Origin of the sequence: Burkholderia sp. 4M9327F10 (assembly GCF_005503145.1) — a bacterium.
Classification (GTDB): Bacteria; Pseudomonadota; Gammaproteobacteria; order Burkholderiales; family Burkholderiaceae; genus Paraburkholderia.
This window is the reverse complement of the sequence record NZ_SCNV01000043.1, coordinates 34,070-50,321: the sequence shown is the minus strand read 5'-3', so window position 1 is coordinate 50,321 and position 16,252 is coordinate 34,070. Positions and strand designations below refer to the sequence as shown.

Below are 16,252 nucleotides of genomic sequence, written 5' to 3'. Positions count from 1 at the left end.
GCCATGCTCCGCGGCGGCGCACAAGGCCGCCTGAAACACGGGAGAGAAGGCTCGCGCGGCGCACCTCGCGCCCGCTTCGCTGTGTGATGACCGGCATGTCTCGCTCCGAGTGGTTATCGAAACGATCATACCGTGACAATAACGGCGACGCTTAGTCCCGAACCACGTCAGCCCAGCAGTTAGGCGTCTCGTAGAGACGCACCTTGTGCAGACGCAGATTCACACCGTAGTGAGCGTCGTAGACGTTCGCCAGCAGGTCGAACGCGACAGCCGCGAGATTTTCCACGGTAGGAATGCGATCGAGCACCACCGTCTTGTGACCGGGCATCGAGTCCAGAAAGCCGCGCACCTGCGTGTCGCCTTCATAGACGAGAAACGCGTGATCCCATTTGTCGATGAGGTGTTCGACGGCGAGTGACTTCACGTCCGCAAAGTCCATCACCATGCCGCGATCCGGCGCGCCTTCCGTTTCGACCAGATCGCCTTGCAGCGTGATTTCGAGCACATAGCGATGCCCGTGCAGATTCCTGCACTGGCTACGGTGATCGGGAATGCGGTGGCCCGCGTCGAATTCGAGTTTTCGGGTAATCGTCAGCACGGCAAATCAGGGAATGTTCAGATACTTGTGGGTCTGCATCGACAGGCGCCATTGCGGGTGGCGTTTGCACCAGTCGATCGCGAGTTTCGTATTGATGTCGCGCGACGGGCCGTCCATTGGCTGGACAAGAAAATACTGAAAGTCGAGCGCTGCGTATTCGGCGAGCCGCTGGTTGTCCTGCGGAATCACGACTTTCAGTTCGTTGCCCTTGGTGACGACCAAGGGCGCGTCGGCCTTCGGGCTCACGCAGATCCAGTCGATCGTCTCGAGCACCGGCAGCGAGCCGTTGGTCTCGATGGCGATCTCAAAGCCGGCCGCATGCAGCGCATCGACGAACGGCTGATCCATCTGCAGCATCGGCTCGCCGCCGGTACAGACGACAAAGCGCTCGCCCTCACCTTCGGGCCACTGCGAAGCGATCATCGCGACCAGCTCTTCGGCCGTGCGGTACTTGCCGCCGTTCTCGCCGTCCGTGCCGACAAAGTCCGTATCGCAGAAGCGGCACACGGCCTCCGCGCGGTCTTCCTCGCGGCCCGACCACAGATTGCAGCCGGCGAACCGGCAAAACACCGCCGGGCGTCCGGCATTCGCGCCCTCGCCCTGCAATGTGTAGAAGATTTCCTTGACCGCGTACGTCATGCTGCTTTCTGCCTGGCGCCAGAGGGCGCCTGATTAAGGTTGCCGCCGCCCCTTGCTCCGCGATCGGCCACAACGGGCCGCAGCGGGATAAAAGGGCGCACGGATCAAACGGGTGCTTCTGTTACTTTCTCGCCGGCCAGATAGGCTTCATAGCCGCGCTTGCGCAGACGGCACGCCGGGCATTCGCCGCAGCCGAAGCCCCACGCATGCAGCTCGGCGCGCTCGCCGACGTAGCACGTATGCGTTTCGACGCGAACCAGCTCGACCAGTTCGTCGCCGCCCAACTCGTGCGCCAGGCGCCACGTATCCGCCTTGTCGAGCCACATCAGCGGCGTTTCCAGCAGGAAGCGCTGATCCATGCCGAGATTGAGCGCCACCTGCAACGCCTTCATCGTGTCGTCGCGGCAATCGGGGTAGCCCGAAAAGTCCGTCTCGCACATGCCGCCCACCAGCACCTGCAAGCCCCGCCGGTAAGCAATCGCCGCAGCGATCGTCATGAACATCAGGTTGCGGCCCGGCACAAACGTATTCGGCAGACCGTTGGCCGCAGCCTCGATCTGGATTTCGCGCGTCATCGCGGTATCGCTGATCGAACCGAGCACCGACAGGTCGATCATATGGTCGTCGCCGAGGCGTCCGGCCCATGCCGGAAAGGCCCGGGCAATCGCATCGCGGAAGCCTTCGCGGCACTCCAGCTCGACCCGGTGCCGCTGACCATAGTCGAAACCGAGTGTCTCGACCGTTTCATATCGTTCGAGCGCCCAGGCGAGGCACGTAGCCGAGTCCTGACCGCCGGAAAACAGCACCAGAGCGCTACTTTTAGCGTCTTTGCGGATCACCGTGAAACTCCGTGAATGATGAGTGCCACGTCGCGCTGCGCGGTGTGCGCCATGCAGCAACGCGGCGCGACGCGTGCCGGCGTGTTACCGGCTCATGCAGTATAGGCCGCGCCATCCTTCTCCAGAGTCGCTGGCGCTTATACCGCTGATCGTCGGGCGCAGGGGTCCGTGCGCGGTGCAGCGTGGCTGAAAAGCCGGGCCGCAAGCCCCCCCTGAAAAACAAAAAGGACTTGTCAGGCGAACGCAGCAAGTCCTTGAACTGGCGCGATTTTATCACGCGCCGCACGAGGCCGCCGAGCACACGCCATGACCGGAGCACCGCACAATGAGGCGCGCTGGGTGCCAGTCAGATACCAATCAGAAAAGGAAAAGCCCTAGGAATCTTGCGATTTCCTAGGGCTAAATTCTGGTGGCCTGGGACGGAATCGAACCATCGACACGCGGATTTTCAATCCGCTGCTCTACCAACTGAGCTACCGGGCCAACGAAGAAGCGAGAGTATAACAAAGGGTTTCCGACTGCTCAAGTCCCTTCTTGAAAATTTTGCCAGGCGGCTAAGCGGCCCTTGGTGTGCCGCCTTACTCCCCTTTGTTCTTGCCGAGGTCGACGCCGAGCTGCTTGAGCTTGCGATACAGGTGAGTGCGTTCGAGCCCCGTCTTTTCGGCGACCCGCGTCATGCTGCCGTTTTCGCGTGCGAGGTGATACTCGAAGTACGCGCGCTCGAAAGCATCGCGCGCATCGCGCAACGGGATGTCGAATGAAATCGAGGCGGTCTGCGCGGCCAGCGTGCCACTGCCGATGCCGTCGCTAGAAAGCATCGGCAACGAAGCCGCCGAAGCCACCGCTGACGAGCTCGCCGGCAGCGCCGGCTTCGCCGCCGCGCCGGGCGCCGCAGGTGCCGGATTGCCGCGTGCGAGTCCCTGCTCGACCGCCTTCAGCAGCTTCTGCAACGCAATCGGCTTCTCGAGAAAGTTGAGCGCACCGATCTTGGTGGCCTCGACTGCCGTGTCGATGGTCGCGTGACCCGACATCATGATCACCGGCATCGTCAATTGCCCCTGCGCGGCCCACTCCTTGAGCAACGTGACGCCATCGGTGTCGGGCATCCAGATGTCGAGCAGCACCAGGTCGGGCGCCTGACGCAGCCGGAACTCGCGCGCTTCCTGCGCGTTTTCCGCCGCCTCCACGACATGCCCTTCGTCGCTCAGGATCTCCGAGAGCAATTCCCGGATGCCCATTTCATCGTCTACCACCAGGATGGTTGCCATTTACGCTGCCCTTGTCTGCACTGTTGCTTTTGTCGTTCCCTGCGACGCCTTGCCATGCGCCGCCTGCGGCCCTGCTCCGGGTGCCGCAACATCATCGTCTGCTAATTGAAGAAAGAGGATCGAAATCTGCGCACCCTCGATCACATCGCCCGCCTTCAGACGGTTGCGAATGTCGATACGCGCGCCGTGTTCGTCGACGATCTTCTTGACCATCGCGAGGCCGAGCCCTGTCCCTTTGGCCTTGGTCGTCACGTAAGGTTCGAATGCACGCGTCAGAATGCGTGCGGGGAAGCCCGGTCCGTTGTCCGATACGGTCAGACGCACCGCGACGCGCGCTTTGCCTTCCGCGTCGGGATCGCCATATTCTACTGTCCTCGTTTCGAGCAGCACACGTGGATGCCCGGCCTCGGCCACCGCATCCTGCGCATTCTGCAACAGGTTGTGGATCACCTGGCGCAATTGGGTCGCGTCGCCGCGAATCACCGGCAACGCAGCGAGCTCGACGTGGATCGCGCTCTTGCCTTCTTCGATACCGTACAGCGTGAGCACTTCGCTCACCAGCTCATTCAACTGCAGGTTGGCGAGCACCGCCGGCGGCGTGCGCGCGTAGTCGCGGAAGCTGTCTACCATCTGCTTCATCGCCGCCACCTGATTGACGATGGTGGTCGCGCCGCGCTTGAGCACGTCGGCGTCGGACGGCGCGAGCTTGTCAGCCAGTTTCATCTGCAAACGCTCGGCCGACAACTGGATCGGCGTGAGCGGATTCTTGATCTCGTGCGCAAGACGCCGCGCCACTTCGCCCCAGGCAATCGAGCGCTGCGCCGAGATCACGTCCGAGATGTCGTCGAACACCACCACGTAGCCGGAAGTCTGCATGTCTTCTGCATCGCGGTCCGTGGCGGAGACGAGCCGTGCACCGCGCACCAGCAGCGTCAGCGGTTCGGTTTCACCCGGCACCTGAACCGAGAACTGCTGCTGCCAGTGACCGCCGTCGTCATGGCCGTCGCCGCTCGCCGCCTCGCGATCGGCGAAGGCCTTGCGGACCATCGCGCCAAAATCGCTCAGCACGCTAATGCGGTCGAGCGCGGAACCGAGCGCCGACTGGAACTGCTGGCGGAAAATGCGTTCCGCTCCGCGGTTCGCGGTGGTCAGCCGGAACTGCCGGTCAAATACAAACACGCCCGCGGTCAGGTTGGCGAGGATGCTCTCCAGATAGGCCTTCGAATGCTCCAGCGCGATGCGGTTGTTTTCGACTGCTGCGCGCGCCTCGGAGAGCTGGCGTGTCATCGCATTGAACGACTGTGTCAGGAAGCCGAGTTCGTCGCGCGACTTGATTTCGCGCTTCGGCGTGTAGTCGCCCTCGGTCACTTCCTTCGTGCCCTGGGCAAGCAGGAACAGCGGCCGGGCAAGCTGATTGCCGAGCGCGAGCGCGAGCATCATCGCAATGAAGGTGGCGAGAAACAGCGCCAGCGTCAGCGTGCCGATATACATCTTGCGCAGACCGGTACGGCCGAGCGCCTTCTCCTGGTACTCGCGATACGCGCGCTGCACGGCGTCGGCATTGCGCGCGAGTGTGGGCGAGACCGGCTGCGTCAGTTGCAGGAAGCGCTCGGTCGGCTGCAACAACGCCGCGTTCGAATCCGGAATGCGCTGCACGACACGCAGCCGCAGCACGCCCTTGCCGCCGTTGGCGTGCGGATCGCCATCCACTTCACCTTCGATGGCGGCGAAGCCGTGGCCACGCGCCTGATCGATCATCATCGCGGTCGGCAAGTCGTTCGGCACGAGCGTCACGTAGTTGCCCGAGGCCTGCGCCACCACGTGCATCTCCGGCGCTGCGCCCGACATGCTGCGCACCGGCTCGACGATCGTCGCATCCTGCACGCCGAACTGATCGCGCAGCCGCAGCAGCGTGAGCGTCGTGCCCGCAGCGTCGGCGCTGGCGAGCTGCTCGGCCATCAGCCGGCCCTTGGTCTGCAGGTCCGACAACGATGCGTCGAGCATGCCGCGCCCGAGGTTCAGCCCCGAGGTCAGCGCGGTTTCGACATTCACGTCGAACCACGATTCGATACTGCGCGAGACGAACTGATACGACACGATGTAGATGATGCCGCCCGGCACCACGCCGACCAGCGCCATGAAGAACGCGAGCTTGGCGAGCAGGCGCGTGCCGAATTTGCCCTTGCGCAAGCGGTAGATGATGATCAGGACGAGCGCCGTCACGACCATCAGGAAGATCAGCGCGACTGCAACGTTGGCTGCGTACAGCCATTGATAGTAACGGTCGAAGAACTCGGTGTTCGCACTCGCCGCGGCGAGCAACACCAGTAGCAGGACGGCCGTGACCGCCACCGTCGACACCAGCACGCGCACGACGATGCTGCTGACGCTGGTGGTGCCGCGTACTTTATTTAGCACGTTCGGTCACCGTGAAAGTAAAACGCTTCCAGTCGGAAGAGAGATTCCAGTCGCGGTTGTTCACAGCGTCGATCTGGAATGGCTTGGGCATCAGTGCGATGTCGAGCTGCATGCGCACGGAGGCGGTATAGGTCTCGCCGTTCTGCACCTGGCTGCGATCGATCACATGCCATGAGGTGACATGCTGGATCACCGCGAGCGCGTCTTTCAGCGTGCTGAAGCCGAGCTGCAAGCCGCCCGTCGACACCCGGTACTCGCGCGTGAGCGGCTGAAACGACAGGCGAATGCTCTGCGACACACTCACCGGCTGCTCGTCGAACCAGTACCAGCGTGGGCGACTGAGTTCGAAATCGGTGGTGAAGTAGAGCGGGATGCCTTTGTTGACAGCGTCCTCAAGGTTGCTGTTCAGCTCGAAGTCAAAGCGCGCGTCGAGACTCCAGCCGCCGCCATCCGACTGCAGCGACGCGCGCTGCACCGCAATCGAGTCGGCATGGGCGAGGTCCGGTGTGCTGAGCCAAATGGCCAGCACAATCCAGAGCACGGCCGCGAGCCGAAGCGGGAAGAAGCGTTTGGTGGTCACCGTTTCTGAAAGCGCGCGTAGAAAAATCCGTCGTGGTCTGGGTTCGAGCCGGTGCCGGGTCCGGCACGGGAACCCTCCGGGGCGTCGGCAGGCGCGCGGGCCGCTGCGGGCAACAGTTGCCCCGGCGCGTCCAATCGTACCGCATCCTGGTACTTGTCTCCAAACCACTGCGCCTGCAATTCACCCTCATCGGGAAAGATCGAGCACGTAACGTAGAGCAACTCGCCGCCTGGCTTCACGAGCGGCCAGAGCGCCGTCAGAATGCGCCGCTGTTCAGCGACGAGCGCCGGAATATCTGAGGCGCGGCGCAGCCAGCGGATGTCAGGATGACGTCGGACGATGCCTGAGGCTGAACAGGGCACGTCGGCCAGGATGCGGTCGAAGGGGCGGTCGAGCGGGTCGTGCCACTTCGTAGGATTGCCCGCGTCGCCGATGCGCACTTCGGCGCTGAGGCCAAGGCGCTGCAGGTTTTCGTCGATGCGGCGGGCACGGGTCGCATCGCTTTCGAGCGCGATCAATTCGAGGTTGGCCAGCTCGAGCAGATGGCCCGTCTTGCCGCCGGGCGCGGCGCAGGCATCCAGCACGCGCATGCCGTCGCGCGCGCCGAGCAACTGGGCGGCGAGCTGCGCGCCGGCGTCCTGCACCGAGACCACGCCCTCGTTAAAGCCCGGGATGCGGTCGACCGGCATCGGCGTGGCAAGACGCACCGCGTCTTCACCGGCGCGGGTGGCGTCGATATGGTGATCTTGCAAGAGCTGCAAATAGGCGTCGACGGTCGTGTGGCGAGCGTTCACGCGCAGTGTCAGCGGTCCTTGCGTATTGCCGGTTGCGAGCACGTCCTGCCAGTGGTCGGGCCATGCGTTTCGGACTGCATCGATCCACCAGGCGGGATAGTTCCAGCGTGCAACCTCGTCGGCCTGCGCGTCGTTCAACAGCGTGTCGCGCTCGCGCAGGAAGGTGCGCAGCACGGCGTTGACAAGGCCCTTCGCAAACGAGAACTCGCGGCGCGCGGCGATTGCGTTGACGGCCTGGTCGACCACGGTGAACGGCGCGTAAGCCGCTTCCTCTTCAGCGTCTGCCAGCAGGGCCAGGGCGCAGGCGAGCAGGTTGGCGACGTGCGGCGGCGGTGCCTTTTTGACCAGCTTCGCGATCAGCCAGTCGGCTATCGCCAGACGGCGCATGGTCCGGTACGAAATGTCCTGCACCGCGCCGCGCGCCGCGGCAGCGCTGCCTTCAGGAGCGGATACGAAGACCGACTGCAGCGCCGCGGGGAGCGCCGAGCCGAGGCGTACCGCACCCACCGCCTGAGCCGCGCAGTCGAGCGCAAAACCCAGCGATTCGGGCGAGAGATGCAGCGTCGACAGGCGTGATTCGCGCGGACGCGGCGAAGGCGGAGCAGAACGTGTAGAAGGCTTTGAAGTCATGAACAAGGCAAAAGCAGGCCGCGCGGTGCGCGCGGCGCGAACAGCACATTGTAGCTTGGGCGGCTCGGTGGGCTACGGCGCGGCGGATCGGGCGCGCGTGGCGACAAGACTTGCGCCACGCGGGAAGCTCAACTCGCCAGCAAAAAGGGCGAGCCCTGTTGGGGCCCGCCCTTCTCGATCGTTAGCCGGTTCATTACCCGATATACGCGGGAATCTAGCTCGAATTTGGCCAGGATTTGGTCTGAACGCAGCCGGCAAAGGCGCTAAACGGCTTACTCGAAGCGCCCCGTGCGCGCCATTTCCATGAGTCGCGCGACCCGCTCCTCGGTGGCCGGGTGCGTCGAAAACAGATTCGCAATGCCGCCGCTCGCAAGCGGATTCATGATCATCATCTGCGCCGTGGACGGATGCGCCTCAGCTGCCGGGAACGGAATGCCGCTGGCGTAGCGATGGATCTTGTCGAGCGCCGACGCGAGCGCTTGCGGGTCGCCGGAAATCTGCGCGCCGCCGCGGTCGGCTTCGAACTCGCGCGCACGCGAGATCGCCATCTGGATCAGCGCACCGGCGATCGGCGCGAGCAACGCGACCGCGATGCCCGCGATCGGATTCGCCGGGCGGCCGTTTTCGTCGCGGCCACCAAAGAACATCGCGAAGTTTGCCAGCGCGGAGATCGCACCCGCCATGGTGGCGGAGACGGTGGAGATCAGAATGTCGCGGTGCTTCACGTGAGCAAGCTCGTGCGCCATCACGCCGCGCATCTCGCGCTCGGACAGCACACGCAAGATGCCCGTGGTCGCCGCGACAGCGGCGTTCTCCGGATTGCGGCCGGTAGCGAATGCGTTAGGTGCATCTTCGTTGATCAGGTAGACGCGCGGCATAGGCAGGTTGGCGCGCGTGGCCAGCTCGCGCACCATCCGGTAGAACTGCGGCGCACTGCTCTCGTCGACTTCCTGCGCGTTGTACATGCGCAGGACCATCTTGTCCGAGAACCAGTACGAGAAGAAGTTCATGCCGAGCGCGATCAGCAGCGCGAACATCATGCCGCGCGAGCCGCCGATCATGCCGCCGATGACGATGAAGAGGGCCGTGATCGCGGCCATCAACATCGCGGTTTTGACCCAGTTAAACATGTTCACCACTCCTTGCCCCAAATGCGGGTTCATATCCTGTACCGCCTGATGGCGGCAATTGATTGTAAGCTTATTGTTAGATATGGGCGGGCAAGAAAAATTCAATCACCGCGATGCCGTGGCGAGCTTGACGCCGAGTCCAACGAATGCACTGCCGACGCCGCGATCCAGCCACCGTTTCACACCGGGTTTGCCGGAAAAACGCTTTGTGACGCTGCCCGCGATATACGCGACGAAGCTGTTCCACACCATGCTCATGAGCACGAACACGGCGCCGAGCGTCAGGAAGGCGAGGGCCTTGTGATCGCTGCCCGTGCTGACGAACTGCGGGAAGAAGGACACGAAGAACAGTACCACCTTCGGGTTCAGGACGTTGGTCCAGAAACCCTGCAGAAACAGTTGGCGCAAAGACTTCGGTGCGCCTGCCGCGAGTGGTTTTCCCGCGGCCGCGGCTGCGGCGTCGGCTTCAGCCGCCGGCTTGGCGAAAATCAGCCGCACACCCAGATAGACCAGGTAGAGCGCGCCGACAAACTTGATTACGGTAAACGCGGTTGCTGACGCGGCGAGCAGCGCGGTCAAACCGAACGCGCAGGCAAGCGAATGCACGCAGCAGCCAGCCGAAATACCCAGCGCTGACATCAGGCCCGCGCCGCGCCCTTGCGCGACGCTGCGGCCGACGATATACGCCGTATCCGGCCCAGGCGTCACGTTGAGCAGGAAAACAGCGACAACGAAAAATCCGAAATGGGTGATGCCGAACATCGAATCCTCTAAAAAAACACCGGAGCGCCGCGAGCTTTCTTACCGCATCAGGGTTTGGTGCAGCGCTAATGGTTTGGGAGCGCCCTGAAGCACAACACACAGCATGAGCGATTCTAGCGCGCCCTGGCATACGGCGTGAGTCGTCCAAACGGCCTATGGCGAGCAGGCCGTAACGCCGGTTATTGTGCTTCCGTCAAGGCGAAACGTTGGCCAGCGGCAAGCGTCGCGCCGGCCAGGAATTCGCGTACCGGCAAGCGTTTGCCGCCGGGTTTTTGCAGTTGCGTGAGACACAGCGCGCCTTCACCGCACGCCACAATCACGCCTTCTGGAGAAACGTCGACGATGGTGCCAGGTTCCCCTACCTTGCCCTGCGCTTCAACGGGCAGAGCAGACCAGATTTTCAACTGCGTGCCGTCGAGCGTCGCCACGCCGCCCGGAAACGGATCGAACGCACGCACCTGACGCGCCAGCACTGCCGCGGAACGCCGCCAGTCGAGCGCCGCTTCGTGCTTGCCGATTTTCTCGGCGTAGGTGAAGCCTTCCTCCGGCTGCGGAGTCGCGTCGAGCTTGCCGTTACGTTCAAGCTCCACCAGCGCCTCCACGATCAGGCGTGCGCCGGACTCTGCCAGACGGTCGTGCAGCGTCGCCGTAGTGTCGTTGGCGTGAATTGGCGTGCGGGCTTCGGAGATCATTGCGCCCGTGTCGAGCCCCACGTCCATCTGCATCAGCGTGATGCCGGTTTCCGTGTCGCCCGCTTCGATGGCGCGGTGAATTGGCGCGGCGCCACGCCAGCGCGGCAGCAACGAGGCGTGAATGTTGATGCAGCCATGCGGCGCGATATCGAGCACTTCCTGCGGCAGCAGCAGGCCATAGGCGGCAACCACCATGACGTCGTGCGGGGTGGCGCGCAGCAGGTCGATCGCGGCCGTCGCCTCGGCTGGGTATTTGCCGTTACGGCGCAGCGAAGGCGGCTGGGCGACGGTGAGGCCGTGCTCTTCGGCGTAACGCTTCACCGGACTGGCCTGCAGCTTCATGCCGCGCCCCGCCGGGCGATCGGGCTGCGTCAGCACGAGCGGCACCGGGAAGCCGGCCTGGTGAATAGCTGCGAGCGCTGCCGCGGCGAACTCCGGCGTACCGGCAAAGATGACGCGCAACGAATGACTCATGTACGGGGGCGGTAGTCGGAATGGACGCGCATCACATTGCGTGTGCGAGCTTCTTCATCTTGCTCTTGATGCGGGTCTGCTTGAGCGAAGACAGGTACTCGACGAACACGCGGCCCATCAGGTGATCCATCTCGTGCTGGATACACACCGCGAGCAGGCCTTCGCAGTCCAGTTCGAAGGTTTCGCCCTTTTCGTTGAGGGCGCGCACGCGCACCTTTTCGGCACGCTCGACGTTGTCGTAGATGCCGGGCACCGAGAGACATCCCTCTTCGTTGATCTTCCTTTCGTCGCTCGACCAGATGATCTCGGGGTTGATGAAGGCATGCAGTTCGTCGTGCGCGTCCGACACGTCGATCACTACAACGCGCTCATGCACGTCGACCTGGGTGGCCGCGAGGCCTACGCCGGGTGCCGCGTACATCGTCTCGGCCATGTCCGCGACCAGTTTGCGGATGCGGTCGTTGACCACTTCGACCGGTTTGGCGATCTTGTGCAGCCGTTTGTCCGGGTAGTTGAGGATATTCAGTAAAGCCATGATCTTGAAGTTGATTTTGGCGCCGCTCACGGGCGGAAGGTCGCGTATTGGCCATCCGGCCAGCTTGTCGGGCAGTCGCGTTGCGCAGAGGATAGGTGGTGTCGAACAGGTTCGATTCAACGCGCCGATTTTGCGCAAACAACGAGCCCGCGCGGGTGGGCGCGGCGCTGCAGTTATTTCGGATGATGAAAATTTTAGCATGGCGACCGCCTGCCCGCTGGCCGTGCTCAAGGATGGATACGCAATGCAGACCCTACCGACAACCGATAACGAACTTGCCGCCTGGCTGCGCCTTTCGATGGCGCCGGGGCTGAGGCCGGGCGCACTGCGTGCCATGCTCGGCGCATTCGGCCTGCCGGCCGCAATCCTCGAGCAGCCTTTTTCGCTCCTCGCAGCCGCTACTGATGAAGCCTCGGCCCGCGCGGCGCTCGCTCCGCCCGCTGGCGAGTTCGAGCGCTATCTGGACGCCGTGCTCGCGTGGCGCGAGCTGCCCGGCAACGCCATCGTGACGCTCGACGACCCGGTCTATCCGCCCGCCCTGCTGACCATTCCCGATCCACCCGCGCTCCTATATGTAAAGGGCAAGCTGGATCTGCTGCATGTCAAGGGGGTCGCCGTGGTCGGCAGCCGCAGCGCCACGCCACAGGGCATCGAGGATGCGGAACGATTCGCCCGGGCGCTCTCGGCGGCAGGGCTGGCGGTCGTCTCCGGGCTCGCCCTCGGCATCGACGGCGCGGCGCACCGCGGCGCGCTGAGCGGCCGCGGCGGCACCATCGCGGTGATCGGCACCGGTGCTGACCTCGTCTACCCAGCCGCCCATCAGCCGCTCGCACGGCAGATCGCGGCGGAAGGTGCGATCGTCTCGGAATGGCCGCTCGGCACCCCAGCGCGCGCAGCCAACTTTCCGCAGCGCAACCGGCTGATCGCGGGCCTGGTCGGCGGGGTGCTGATCGTCGAGGCGGCCATGCGCTCGGGTTCGCTTATCACTGCGCGCCTTGCCAACGAAATGGGGCGGGATGTATTCGCGCTGCCCGGCTCGATCCATGCGCCGCTGTCACGCGGCTGCCACAGGATGCTCAAGCAAGGGGCCAAGCTGGTCGAAACGCCGGAGGAGATACTGGAAGAGCTAGGCTTCGCGGCACCGCCGGCGACTAAAGGCGCTGAAGCTGCGTTGTGGAGTGGCGTGCCGCCACGCCCTAAGGCGGCGCCGGGACCTGTCGCCCGTGAGCGTAAGCACGAGCGTGAACACGAACACGAGCCGGGGCCGGAGTCGGAGCCAGAGCCGGCTCTTATAGCCGGTGAGCCCGAACCAGAGCTGGCCCCGGATGCGCAAAAACTGCTCGCCGCGCTCGGCCACGCTCCGGCGACGCTTGAAATTCTTGCCGCCCGGACCGACATGCCAGACACGGCGCTGCAAAGCACGCTGCTCCAGCTCGAACTGGCCGGTCATCTGACGGTTCTGCCCGGAGGCCGCTTTGCCCGCGTGAGCCATGGCTGAGCATGGTCAATCACCACACTCTGCGCGCCATGCTACATTCGCGCCAAAGCACCCGACACAGTACCTAAGGAACCCACATGCCCGCGCTGAACCTCGACACCGACCAGGACCGGATCGCCGAGCGCGTCAACGACCGCGACACCCTGTTCGTGGCCTGCCTGTGCGCGGAGTGGTGCGGAACCTGCCGGGAATATCGGGATGCGTTCAATCGCCTGGCGGACAAGCATCCGGAAATCTGTTTCGCCTGGATCGATATCGAGACCCATGCGGATCGCTTTGACGACCTCGACGTAGAAAATTTTCCTACGATCCTGATCGAAGACGGTGTAACCACCCGTTTTTTCGGCACCGTACTGCCGCAAGCGGCCATCGTCGACCGGATGCTGGCCGACCTGACCGCGCTGCCCGGCGTCACCGGTGCGCCCAAGCTAAGGCCGGCTCTGGCCGTCGCCTGAATCGCGTATTTTGGCCGGCAGGCAGGCGGCATGGGCGTTGCGCGTAGACCGCAGCGCGCCCGCCGCCGCTTGCTGCATATATAGACACGCAATTATGATGAGCCGCTTTTTATGGCACTTGACACGCCCCCACGGCGCCGTGTGCTATAAAGCGGTCGTTAATGGGTCGCAAACCTTGGGGTCGCAAGCCCAAGGCCTGAACCCGGATCTACCAACTCATATCCAGTCATGTCCAAAGCACTGATCATCGCCGAAAAGCCTTCCGTCGCGAACGACATCGCGCGGGCTTTGGGCGGTTTTACCAAGCATGACGAATACTACGAAAGTGACGATTACGTCCTTTCCTCGGCAGTCGGCCACTTGCTGGAAATCGCCGCGCCTGAAGAATACGAAGTCAAACGCGGCAAGTGGAGTTTCGCCAATCTGCCCGTCATTCCCCCGCATTTCGACCTGAATCCGATCGCAAAAAGCGAATCGCGTCTCAAGGTGCTGACCAAGCTGCTCAAGCGTAAAGACGTCGAGCGCCTGATCAACGCATGTGACGCGGGGCGCGAAGGCGAGCTGATTTTCCGCCTGATCGCGCAGCACGCAAAAGCCAAACAGCCGGTCCAGCGCCTGTGGCTGCAGTCGATGACGCCCGCCGCCATCCGCGACGGCTTTGCCCATCTACGCACCGACGAAGACATGCAGCCGCTCGCCGACGCCGCCCGCTGCCGCTCGGAGGCCGACTGGCTGGTCGGCATCAACGGCACGCGCGCCATGACGGCGTTCAACAGCAAGGGCGGCGGCTTCTTCCTGACCACGGTTGGCCGGGTGCAGACGCCGACGCTGTCGATCGTGGTGGAGCGCGAAGAAAAGATTCGCCGCTTCGTGCCGCGCGACTATTGGGAAGTGAAAGCGGAATTCGTCTGCGCAGCGGGCTTCTACGAAGGCCGCTGGTTCGACCCGAAATTCAAGCGCGACGAGTTCGACCCGGAAAAACGCGACTCGCGCCTGTGGGCCCTGCCGGCCGCCGAGACGATCGTCGCGGCGTGCCGCGGGCAGATCGGCACGGTCACGGAAGAATCCAAGCCCACAACGCAACTCTCGCCGGCGCTGTTCGACCTGACGAGCTTGCAGCGCGAGGCGAACGGCCGCTTCGGCTTCTCCGCGAAGAACACGCTGGGCCTCGCCCAGGCGCTGTACGAAAAGCACAAGGTGCTGACGTACCCGCGTACCGATGCGCGCGCGCTGCCGGAAGACTATATGGAGACGGTCAAGCAGACGCTTGGCATGCTCAAGGAAAGCAATAACTATCTGCCGTTCGCCAAGCAGGTGCTCGACAAGGGCTGGGTGAAACCGAACAAGCGCATCTTCGACAACTCGAAGATCAGCGACCACTTCGCAATCATCCCGACGCTGCAGGCGCCGAAGAACCTGTCCGAGCCGGAACAGAAGCTGTACGACCTGGTTGTCAAGCGCTTCCTGTCGGTGTTCTTCCCGGCCGCCGAATACCGGGTAACGACGCGGATCACCGAAGTGGTCGGCCATCACTTCAAGACCGAGGGCAAGGTGCTGGTTGAACCCGGCTGGCTGCAGGTCTATGGCCGCGAAATCAGCGGTGAAGACGCCAACCTGGTGCCGGTGCAGAAGGACGAGAAGGTCAAGACCGACAAGATCGCGGCCCAGCAACTGGTCACCAAGCCGCCGGCACGCTACAACGAAGCGACCTTGCTGTCGGCCATGGAAGGCGCGGGCAAGCTGGTCGAAGACGACGAACTGCGCGAGGCGATGGCCGCGAAGGGCCTCGGCACGCCGGCTACGCGCGCGGCGATCATCGAAGGGCTGCTTGGCGAAAAATACCTGATTCGCGAAGGCCGCGATCTGATTCCGACCGCCAAGGCGTTCCAGTTGATGACGCTCTTGCGTGGCCTCGACGTGAAGGAGCTGACCGCGCCTGAGCTGACCGGCGAGTGGGAATACAAGCTGTCGCAGATGGAGCGCGGCAACCTGCACCGAGACGCGTTCATGCAGGAAATCGCCCGCATGACGCAGACCATCGTCAAGCGCGCCAAGGAATACGACTCGGACACGATCCCCGGCGATTACGCGACGCTGCAAACGCCGTGTCCGAATTGCGGCGGTCAGGTGAAGGAAAACTATCGCCGCTTCGCATGCTCGAAGTGCGAGTTCTCGATCTCGAAGATTCCGGGCGGCCGGCAATTCGAAATCGAGGAAGTGGAAGAGTTGCTGAAGAACAAGACGATCGGGCCGCTGTCGGGCTTTCGCAGCAAGATGGGCCGGCCGTTCTCGGCGATCCTTAAGCTCTCGCTCGACGACGAGATCAAGAACTACAAGCTCGAATTCGACTTCGGTCAGGACTCGGGCGGCGAAGACGGCGAGGCGCCTGATTTCTCCGAGCAGCATCCGGTAGGCGCCTGTCCGAAGTGCAAGGCACGCGTGTACGAGCACGGCATGAGCTATGTCTGCGAGAACTCAGTTGCCAATCCGAAGACCTGCGACTTCCGCTCGGGCAAGGTGATTCTCCAGCAGGAAATCACGCGTGAGCAGATGGGCAAGCTGCTCGAAGAAGGACGCACGGATCTGCTGACCAACTTCAAGTCGTCGCGCACGGGTCGCAACTTCAAGGCCTTCCTCGTCAAGCAGAGCGACGGCAAGATCGGCTTCGAGTTCGAGAAGAAGGAACCGTCGGCGAAAACTGCGGCCAAGACGGCGGCGGCCAAAACTGCAACCAAAGCCGCGCCGGATACGGACGACGAAGACGGTGCTTCGGAAGAGGCTGTGCCGGCGAAGAAAGTCGCGGCGAAAAAGGTCGCAGCCAAGAAGGCTCCGGCTACGAAGACAGCGGCGGCCAAGAAGGCGCCAGCCAAGAAAGCCGCGGTACGCAAAACGGGTTCGTAGGCGATCGGGCTCCCAAGCGATCTCGCAAACAAGAAAGGG

General features: G+C 63.4%; 14 protein-coding genes and 1 tRNA gene. 3 read left to right on the top strand and 12 right to left on the bottom strand.

The window, feature by feature from the left end; translation table 11 throughout:
• Window positions 1-151: 151 nt before the first annotated feature.
• The 12 genes from queD to def form a co-directional block, all read right to left on the bottom strand.
• Window positions 152-595, bottom strand: coding sequence for a 6-carboxytetrahydropterin synthase QueD (queD, locus tag FFS45_RS29415; RefSeq protein WP_137958174.1), 444 nt, complete (start codon window positions 593-595; stop codon window positions 152-154).
• Window positions 596-604: 9 nt separating this feature from the next.
• A complete protein-coding gene (queE, locus tag FFS45_RS29410) occupies window positions 605-1,237 on the bottom strand; it encodes a 7-carboxy-7-deazaguanine synthase (RefSeq protein WP_137958150.1) in 633 nt (210 codons plus the stop codon).
• Between the two features lie 104 nt (window positions 1,238-1,341).
• Entirely contained in the window at window positions 1,342-2,076 is a 735-nt protein-coding gene (gene queC, locus FFS45_RS29405) for a 7-cyano-7-deazaguanine synthase QueC (protein ID WP_137958149.1), read from the bottom strand.
• Window positions 2,077-2,483: 407 nt separating this feature from the next.
• A tRNA-Phe gene (locus FFS45_RS29400) sits at window positions 2,484-2,559 on the bottom strand.
• Between the two features lie 95 nt (window positions 2,560-2,654).
• The gene (esaR, locus tag FFS45_RS29395; protein WP_137958148.1) at window positions 2,655-3,344 is read right to left on the bottom strand and encodes a response regulator transcription factor EsaR; all 690 of its coding nucleotides are present in this window, start codon (window positions 3,342-3,344) and stop codon (window positions 2,655-2,657) included.
• The gene (locus tag FFS45_RS29390) at window positions 3,345-5,762 is read right to left on the bottom strand and encodes a PAS domain-containing sensor histidine kinase (protein WP_137958147.1); all 2,418 of its coding nucleotides are present in this window, start codon (window positions 5,760-5,762) and stop codon (window positions 3,345-3,347) included.
• On the bottom strand, window positions 5,752-6,342 hold the full coding sequence (locus tag FFS45_RS29385) for a DUF4390 domain-containing protein (protein ID WP_137958146.1): 591 nt from the start codon (window positions 6,340-6,342) through the stop codon (window positions 5,752-5,754). The genes FFS45_RS29390 and FFS45_RS29385 overlap by 11 nt, the downstream gene beginning before the upstream one ends.
• A complete protein-coding gene (rsmB, locus tag FFS45_RS29380; protein WP_137958145.1) occupies window positions 6,339-7,766 on the bottom strand; it encodes a 16S rRNA (cytosine(967)-C(5))-methyltransferase RsmB in 1,428 nt (475 codons plus the stop codon). The genes FFS45_RS29385 and rsmB overlap by 4 nt, the downstream gene beginning before the upstream one ends.
• 272 nt (window positions 7,767-8,038) lie before the next feature.
• Window positions 8,039-8,896: a zinc metalloprotease HtpX gene (htpX, locus tag FFS45_RS29375; RefSeq protein ID WP_137958144.1), complete on the bottom strand. Its 858-nt coding sequence runs from the start codon at window positions 8,894-8,896 to the stop codon at window positions 8,039-8,041.
• 105 nt (window positions 8,897-9,001) lie between these two features.
• Window positions 9,002-9,658: a LysE family translocator gene (locus FFS45_RS29370; RefSeq protein WP_137958143.1), complete on the bottom strand. Its 657-nt coding sequence runs from the start codon at window positions 9,656-9,658 to the stop codon at window positions 9,002-9,004.
• A gap of 179 nt (window positions 9,659-9,837) precedes the next feature.
• A complete protein-coding gene (fmt, locus tag FFS45_RS29365; RefSeq protein WP_137958142.1) occupies window positions 9,838-10,824 on the bottom strand; it encodes a methionyl-tRNA formyltransferase in 987 nt (328 codons plus the stop codon).
• A 31-nt stretch (window positions 10,825-10,855) separates the two neighbouring features.
• The gene (gene def / locus FFS45_RS29360) at window positions 10,856-11,359 is read right to left on the bottom strand and encodes a peptide deformylase (protein WP_137958173.1); all 504 of its coding nucleotides are present in this window, start codon (window positions 11,357-11,359) and stop codon (window positions 10,856-10,858) included.
• Between the two features lie 244 nt (window positions 11,360-11,603).
• Between def and dprA the strand changes: the two genes are divergently transcribed.
• The 3 genes from dprA (at window position 11,604) to FFS45_RS29345 (ending at window position 16,213) form a co-directional block, all read left to right on the top strand.
• Entirely contained in the window at window positions 11,604-12,857 is a 1,254-nt protein-coding gene (gene dprA / locus FFS45_RS29355; protein WP_137958141.1) for a DNA-processing protein DprA, read from the top strand.
• 77 nt (window positions 12,858-12,934) lie between these two features.
• Window positions 12,935-13,312 carry a thioredoxin family protein gene (locus FFS45_RS29350; protein WP_137958140.1) on the top strand — a complete coding sequence of 126 codons (378 nt, stop codon included), beginning with the start codon at window positions 12,935-12,937 and terminating at the stop codon, window positions 13,310-13,312.
• Between the two features lie 228 nt (window positions 13,313-13,540).
• Window positions 13,541-16,213 carry a DNA topoisomerase III gene (locus FFS45_RS29345; RefSeq protein ID WP_137958139.1) on the top strand — a complete coding sequence of 891 codons (2,673 nt, stop codon included), beginning with the start codon at window positions 13,541-13,543 and terminating at the stop codon, window positions 16,211-16,213.
• Window positions 16,214-16,252: the final 39 nt, after the last annotated feature.